General features: G+C 71.8%; 6 protein-coding genes. 2 read left to right on the top strand and 4 right to left on the bottom strand.

Features of this window, described 5'->3' with window-relative positions:
• Positions 1-262: 262 nt before the first annotated feature.
• Together pruA and IE239_RS22905 are read right to left on the bottom strand one after the other, a co-directional pair.
• On the bottom strand, positions 263-1,903 hold the full coding sequence (gene pruA, locus IE239_RS22900; protein WP_190151239.1) for an L-glutamate gamma-semialdehyde dehydrogenase: 1,641 nt from the start codon (positions 1,901-1,903) through the stop codon (positions 263-265).
• Between the two features lie 46 nt (positions 1,904-1,949).
• A complete protein-coding gene (locus tag IE239_RS22905; RefSeq protein WP_190151240.1) occupies positions 1,950-2,930 on the bottom strand; it encodes a proline dehydrogenase family protein in 981 nt (326 codons plus the stop codon).
• A gap of 128 nt (positions 2,931-3,058) precedes the next feature.
• Between IE239_RS22905 and IE239_RS22910 the strand changes: the two genes are divergently transcribed.
• A complete protein-coding gene (locus IE239_RS22910; RefSeq protein WP_190151241.1) occupies positions 3,059-4,261 on the top strand; it encodes a PucR family transcriptional regulator in 1,203 nt (400 codons plus the stop codon).
• 18 nt (positions 4,262-4,279) lie between these two features.
• On the opposite strand, the gene IE239_RS22915 is transcribed toward IE239_RS22910, so the two are convergent.
• Positions 4,280-4,870: a TetR/AcrR family transcriptional regulator gene (locus tag IE239_RS22915; protein ID WP_190151242.1), complete on the bottom strand. Its 591-nt coding sequence runs from the start codon at positions 4,868-4,870 to the stop codon at positions 4,280-4,282.
• Between the two features lie 97 nt (positions 4,871-4,967).
• On the opposite strand from IE239_RS22915, the gene IE239_RS22920 reads away from it, so the two are divergent.
• Positions 4,968-6,488: an MFS transporter gene (locus tag IE239_RS22920; protein WP_190151243.1), complete on the top strand. Its 1,521-nt coding sequence runs from the start codon at positions 4,968-4,970 to the stop codon at positions 6,486-6,488.
• A gap of 181 nt (positions 6,489-6,669) precedes the next feature.
• Here IE239_RS22920 and IE239_RS22925 read toward each other — a convergent pair.
• A partial coding sequence (locus IE239_RS22925; protein ID WP_190151244.1) for an ACT domain-containing protein occupies positions 6,670-7,451 on the bottom strand: 782 nt, incomplete at its 5' end.

Raw genomic sequence — 7,451 nt, forward strand, 5'->3', positions numbered from 1 at the left:
CGGCTCCTACAAAGCTAAGGGAGGAGCGCGCGGCTGTCTCCACAGTTACTCGGACTTCCTACTATCTGAGACGGAGCGCCGGTTCTCTAACCACTCACGGCATGTTGACCGGTTAACACGAGGCATGGCGCCCTGGTGAGGGCCCCGCCCGGCGCCGTGGGAAACGCGAAGGGCCGGGCGCATCGCCCGGCCCTCGTGTCATCCGGCGCTCTTGCCACCCGGCCCTCTTGTCACCCGGCCGGTCCCGGCCCCGGTGCGCGCGTCAGCCCATGTGCGGGTACGTGTAGTCGGTCGGCGGGACCAGGGTCTCCTTGATGGCGCGGGTCAGGGTCCAACGCATCAGGTTCTGCGGGGCGCCGGCCTTGTCGTCGGTGCCGGAGGCGCGGCCCCCGCCGAACGGCTGCTGGCCGACGACCGCGCCCGTGGACTTGTCGTTGATGTAGAAGTTGCCGGCCGCGTAGCGGAGCTTCTCCATCGTGTACGCGGCGGCCGCGCGGTCGCCCGAGATGACCGAGCCCGTCAGCGCGTAGTCCGACACCGACTCCATCTGCGTCAGCATCGCGTCGTACGCGTCGGCCGAACTGTCGTCGTACACGTGTACCGCGAGGAACGGGCCGAAGTACTCGGTCATGAAGACCTCGTTCTCCGGGTCGGTGCACTCCACGACGGTCGGGCGGACGAACCAGCCCACCGAGTCGTCGTAGGTGCCGCCGGCGACGACCGTGCAGGACGGGTCCGCCTTCGCGCGGTCGATCGCCGCCTTGTTCTTGGCGAAGGAACGCTCGTCGATGACCGCGCCGAGGAAGTTCGACAGGTCGGTGACGTCGCCCATGGTCAGCTGGTCGACCTCGGCCGCGAACTCCTCCTTGAAGCCGGAGTTCCAGATCGACGCGGGGATGTAGGCCCGGGAGGTCGCGCTGCACTTCTGGCCCTGGTACTCGAAGGCGCCGCGGGTGAGGGCCGTCTTCAGCACCGCGCGGTCGGCGCTCGGGTGGGCGACGACGAAGTCCTTGCCGCCGGTCTCGCCCACCAGGCGCGGGTAGGACCGGTACTTCTCGATGTTCGCGCCGACCGTCTTCCACAGGTACTGGAAGGTCTTGGTGGAGCCGGTGAAGTGAATGCCGGCGAGGTCGCGGTGGTTCAGGGCGACCTCGGAGACCTCCAGGCCGTCGCCGGTGACCAGGTTGATGACGCCCTTGGGCAGACCGGCCTCCTCCAGCAGCCGCATCAGCAGCACGGCGGCGTGCGTCTGCGTCGGGGACGGCTTCCACACGACCACGTTGCCCATCAGCGCGGGCGCGGTCGGCAGGTTGCCCGCGATCGCCGTGAAGTTGAACGGCGTGATCGCGTAGACGAAGCCCTCCAGCGGGCGGTGGTCGAGCCGGTTCCAGACGCCCGGGGAGTTGGCCGGCGGCTGCTCGGCGAGGATCTGGCGGGCGTAGGCGACGTTGAAGCGCCAGAAGTCGACCAGCTCGCAGGGACAGTCGATCTCGGCCTGCTGGGCGGTCTTCGACTGGCCGAGCATCGTCGAGGCGGCGAGCGTCTCGCGCCAGGGGCCGGCGAGCAGTTCGGCGGCGCGCAGGATGATCGCGGCGCGGTCGTCGAAGGACATCGCGCGCCAGGCGGGCGCGGCGGCGAGGGCCGCGTCGACGGCGTCCTGCGCGTCCTGCCGGGTGGCGTTGGCATACGTGCCGAGGCGGGCCTTGTGGTGGTGCGGCTGCACCACGTCGAACCGCTCACCGCCGCCCATCCGCCGCTCGCCGCCGATGGTGCAGGGCAGGTCGACCGGGTTGTCGGCCAGCTCCTTGAGCCTGGCCTCCAGCCGGGCGCGCTCCGGCGAGCCGGGGGCGTAGCCGTGCACCGGCTCGTTGACGGGGGTGGGGACCTGGGTCACAGCGTCCATGAGTTCCGTAACTCCTTACTGAGCGGTGTTGCGAGCGGGGGTGGGCTCAGCCCTTGCTGACCATCGAACGCAGGAAGAACCGCAGGTTGGCGGGCTTCTCCGCGAGACGGCGCATGAAGTAGCCGTACCAGTCGGTGCCGAAGGCGGTGTAGACGCGCATACGGTGGCCCTCGGCGGCGAGCCGCAGGTGTTCGTCGCTCCTGATTCCGTAGAGCATCTGGAACTCGTACTCGTCGGGCTTGCGGCCGGCCCTGCGGGCGAGTTCCTGCGCGATGGAGATCAGGCGCGGGTCGTGGGACCCGACCATCGGGTAGCCCTCGCCCTCCATCAGGGTGCGCAGGATCCGGACGTAGGCCTTGTCGATCTCGTGCTTCTGCTGGTAGGCGACCTCGGCGGGCTCCTTGTACGCGCCCTTCACGAGCCGCACCCGGCTGCCGCTCGCGGCGAGCCGGCGGGCGTCGGCCTCGGTGCGGAAGAGGTAGGCCTGGATGACGCAGCCGGTCTGCGGGAAGTCCTTCCGCAGTCCCTCGTGGATGGCGAACATCGAGTCGAGGGTCGTGTGGTCCTCGGCGTCGAGCGTGACGGTGGTGCCGATGGCGGCGGCGGCCTCGACGACCGGGCGGACGTTGGCGAGCGCCAGCTCGTGCCCGCCCTGGAATGCGGGGGCGGGCCCGCGGGGCCCTTCGTTCAGGGTGGTGGCGGGCGACGGGAGGGCCTGGCCGAACATCGACAGCTTGACGGACAACTCGACCCGCGCGCCGAGCTCCAGCTCCGCCAGGCGGTCGACCAGGGCCAGGTAGGCGTCACGGGCGGCGCGGGCCTGGTCGGGGGTGGTGATGTCCTCGCCGACGACGTCCATCGTCAGCTCCAGCCCCTGGGCGGTGCGCTCCTCGATGATCGGCACGACGTCGTCGAGGGTCTCGCCGGGGATGAAGCGGTCCACGACCTGTTTCGTCACCGGGGCCGCCGAGATCAGGCGTCGCATCCGGTCGCTGCGCGACGCGGCGAGAATCACGGGACCCAGCACGGGGCACCTCCACAGACCAGCAGACAGAACCACCGTGAAACCTAAGGATCCCTCCGATCGTGGGCCATCGACAGCTGTCACGCATCCGTGCCGCAGATCTCAGACAGATGTATGAAGGGGGTGCGGGAATGGGGGAGAATGCCCACGTGACGGCCGATGCTGCATCTTCCTCCCACGCGGGTGACTACCAGGAGCTCGTCGACGAGATCTCCGAGCTGCTCGGCGCCCCCGCGACCCTGGAGAACCGCGACTTCGAGCTGATCGCGTTCGGGGCGTACGACGCCGAGGGCGAGCTGGACGCGTCCGCGCTCGACCCGGTGCGCACCCGCTCGATCCTGACCCGGCGCTCCACGACGGCCGTGCGCACCTGGTTCGAGGGCTTCGGCATCACCCGCGCCACCGGCCCGGTCCGCATCCCGCCGACACCGGAGGCGGGGGTCCACCGCGGCCGCGTCTGCCTGCCCGTCCGGCACCGGGGGGTCGCCCTCGGCTACGTCTGGCTGCTGGACGACGACCCCGGCCCCACGGACGCCCAGCTGGCGGCCGCGATGGAGGTGACCGTACGGATCGGCGCCCTTCTCGCCGACGAGGCCCAGCACGGCGCGGACCTCACCCGGGAGCTGCGGGCGGTGCTCACCGCCGGGCGGGGCTGGCCCCGGGACATGGCGGTGGCGGAGCTGCGCACCGCGCTCGGCGCCCGCGCGGACGGCCCGCACACGGTGGTGTGCGTGGCCCCCTGGCCGTCCGCCGACCCCGACGAGGCCCCCTCGCTGCGCACCCTGCCGGGGGCGACGGCGCTGTGCACGGTGCCGTGGGCGACGGCCGGCCACTGTCTGGCGGTGCTGGTGCGGCTGCGGTCGGCGGACACCCTCACCCCGGCGACGTCCGCGGCGGCCCGCCTGCTGGAGCGGGCGGCGGAGGCGGCGGCAGGGGTGGCCGCCGGGCGGGTCGGGCTGGCCGGGCTCGGGGCGGCCTGGGAGGAGGCGTCGGCGTCGGCGCGGGCCGCGCTGGCGGAGCCGCGCCTCGGACCGGTCGCGCGGTGGGAGTCAGTCGGCCCCTACCGTCTGCTGACCTCGCTGCCGCCCGAAGCCGCCCGGGACCCCTCCGTGCTGCCCCTGTCTGCGCCCGCCCACCGGGAACTGGCCCGCACCGCCGAGGTGTATCTCGACTGCGCGGGCCAGGCCGGCCGCGCGGCCGCGGAGTTGGGCATCCACCGGCAGACCCTGTACTACCGGCTGTCACGGGTGGAGCAGCTGACGGGCCTCGACCTGGACGACGGCGAGGACCGGCTGCTGCTGCACATGACGCTGAAGGCGGCCCGGCTGCCCTGATCCGGCCCCCTGGACGGATCAGTCGCGCGCCGCGCCCGCGATCACCCTCCGCAGCCCCTCGGTGAGCTGCGCCGCGTCGGTCGCCGAGGGCGGGTCGAAGAGCCACTGGACCATGAGCCCGTTCAGGAGGGTCTGGTAGAAGCGGCCCTCCGAGTCGACGGTCTCCTTGTCGAGCTCGTCCTCGGGAACGCCGGTGAACAGGGGCACGATCCCCGCGCGGCCCTGCTCCTGCGCCACGGCCAGCAGGGAGCGCACCTCCTGCAACCGGTCCGCGTAGAGGATGACTTCGAGGGTCAGCATCCACACCGCCCGGGCCTCGGGCAGCGAACGGATGACGTTGGCCCAGACCTCCTGGAAGCGGTCGAGCGAGCGTGGGGCCGACGGGCTTTCGCCGCCCGCTCCCCAGCCGGGGTCGAAGGTGTCGCCGATGCCCTCGATCAGCGAGACGTAGGCCTGCACCAGCAGGGCGTCCTTCGACCCGTAGTGGTAGCCGATCGACGCGAGGTTGGTCCCCGACTCCTTGACGATGTCGCGCGCCGTCGTGCGCACGAACCCCTTCTCCAGCAGACAGCGCCTGGCGCCTTCGAGCAGATCCTCACGGTGTCCCATGCCCGCCACCCTACTCCCGATCCATACAGACGTCCCATACGCATGACTTACACATTCGTTCTAGACAACCGTTTAATACGCTCGTACAGTCATCGGCATGACGAACCCGACGAGCACCGCCACACCCCCGGCCGCCCGCGCCGGCCGCCGCGAATGGACCGCCCTCGGCGTGCTGATGCTCCCGCTGCTGCTGGTCTCCATGGACGTCTCCGTCCTCTACTTCGCCATCCCCGCGATCAACGCGGACCTCGAGCCCAGCAGCACGCAACAGCTGTGGATCTTCGACGTGTACGCGTTCGTCCTGGCGGGCCTGCTGATGACGATGGGTGCGATCGGCGACCGCGTCGGCCGCCGCAGGCTGCTGCTGATCGGCGCGGCCGCCTTCGGCGCCGCCTCGCTGACCGCGGCCTACGCCGACAGCGCCGGGACCCTGATCGCCGCCCGCGCGGTCCTCGGCATCGGCGGCGCGACGCTGATGCCCTCGACGATGGCCCTGATCCGCACGATGTTCACCGACCCCGGCCAGCGCGCGAAGGCGATCGGCCTGTGGTCCGGCGTCATGACGGGCGGCATCGCACTCGGCTCGGTGATGAGCGGTGTCCTGGTCGAGTACTTCTGGTGGGGCTCGGTCTTCCTGGTGAACCTGCCCGCGATGGCCCTGCTGCTGGTCCTCGGCCCGATCCTGCTGCCCGAGTCGCGCGACCCCGCCCCGGGCCGCTTCGACCGGCTGAGCGTCCCGCTGTCCCTGGCCGCCGTGCTCCCCGTGGTCTACGGCCTGAAGGAGATCGCCTCCGAGGGATGGCACACCCCGTACGTCGTCTCCATCACCGTGGGCCTGCTCTTCGCCGCCCTGTTCGTCCACCGCCAGCGCACGGCCGACGACCCGATGATCTCCCCCGCCCTGTTCCGCCGGCCCGGCTTCGCCCCCGCGGTCGTGCTGAACCTCGTCTCCTCGTTCGGGATGCTGGGCTCGGCGTTCTTCACCACGCAGTACCTGCAGTCGGTCCTCGGCAAGAGCGCGCTGGAGGCGGCGCTGTGGGCACTGCTGCCCTCGGTCCCGATCGGCATGGCGGCCCCGCTGGCCACCTCCCTGGTCCAGAAGGGCGTCGACCGGGCCCACGTCGTGACGGCGGGCTTCGCGATCGGCGCGGCCGGCTACGGCCTGCTCGCCCTCGCCGGCACCGACTCCATGTGGCTCGTCCTGACCGCCTGCGGGATCCTCGCCTCCGGGATCGTCATGGTCATCTCCCAGATGACGGACCTGGCGATGGGCACGGCCCCGGCCGAGCGCGCCGGTTCCGCGTCGTCCCTGCTGGAGACGGGCGCCGAGTTCGGCGGCGCGCTGGGCATGGCGGTCCTGGGCTCCATCGGCACCGCGATCTACCGCCACGACATGCCGTCCTCGGCCCCGGCGGAGGCCCGCGAGACCCTCGGCGGGGCCCTCGCGACCGCCGCTCACCTGCCCGGGCGCACGGGAGACGCCCTGGCCGCCGTGGCCCGCGAGGCCTTCACCCACGGGATGCAGGGGGCGGCGATCACGGGAGCGGTGGTCCTCGCGGGGTCCGCGGTGGCGGCGACGGCGACACTGCGACGGAGCCGCGTCGGCGACGCCGGGTGACGTGACGGACGAAAACGCCGGACGGGCTGAGAACCTCAGCCCGTCCGGCGTGCGTCTTCGAGCCGCCTCGGGTTGCTTCAGCCCGTCCGGGGGTGCCCCTTCGGGGGAGTTTGAGGACGAGGCCCCTTCAGGGCCGAAGCGGGGGCCCGGGGGCGGCAGCCCCCGGACCGTGCGGCGAACCTCAGACGAGGTTCACGGCACGAGCAGACGTCGCGCCGATCTCCTCCGCGACCTCCGCCAGCACCGCGGGCGGCACCGTGTCGTCGACGGTCAGGACGGCCAGCGCCTCGCCGCCGGCGACCGCGCGGGCGACCTGCATGCCGGCGATGTTGATCCCGGCCTCGCCGAAGACCCGGCCGACGGTGCCGACGACGCCCGGACGGTCCTCGTACTTGAGGACGACCATGTGGTCGGCGAGCGCGAGGTCGACGTCGTACTCGCCGACCGCGACGATCTTCTGCAGGTGCTTCGGACCGGCCAGCGTGCCGGAGACCGACACCTCCTCGCCGTCCGAGAGGGTGCCGCGCACGGTCACGACGTTACGGTGGTCGGCCGACTCCGAGCTGGTCGTCAGCCGCACCTCGACACCGCGCTCCTGCGCGAACAGCGGAGCGTTGACGTACGACACCGTCTCGTCGACGACGTCCTCGAAGACGCCCTTGAGGGCGCTGAGCTCCAGCACCTTCACGTCGTGCTGGGTGATCTCGCCGTAGACCTCGACGTCGAGGCGGACCGCGACCTCGCCGGCCAGCGCGGTGAAGATGCGGCCGAGGCGCTCGGCGAGCGGCAGACCGGGCTTGACGTCCTCGGCGATGACACCGCCCTGGACGTTCACCGCGTCCGGGACGAGCTCACCGGCGAGGGCGAGGCGCACCGAGCGGGCGACGGCGATGCCGGCCTTCTCCTGCGCCTCGTCGGTGGACGCGCCGAGGTGCGGGGTGGCCACGACCTGGTCGAACTCGA

Source organism: Streptomyces humidus (assembly GCF_014649655.1).
In the GTDB taxonomy this organism is placed as follows: Bacteria; Actinomycetota; Actinomycetes; order Streptomycetales; family Streptomycetaceae; genus Streptomyces; species Streptomyces humidus.

Excerpts from the sequence above, each read along its gene's own strand:
- pruA (WP_190151239.1), bottom strand. The coding sequence starts at position 1,903 with ATGGACGCTGTGACCCAGGTCCCCACCCCCGTCAACGAGCCGGTGCAC.
- IE239_RS22910 (WP_190151241.1), top strand. The coding sequence starts at position 3,059 with ATGGGGGAGAATGCCCACGTGACGGCCGATGCTGCATCTTCCTCCCAC.
- IE239_RS22915 (WP_190151242.1), bottom strand. The coding sequence starts at position 4,870 with ATGGGACACCGTGAGGATCTGCTCGAAGGCGCCAGGCGCTGTCTGCTG.
- IE239_RS22920 (WP_190151243.1), top strand. The coding sequence starts at position 4,968 with ATGACGAACCCGACGAGCACCGCCACACCCCCGGCCGCCCGCGCCGGC.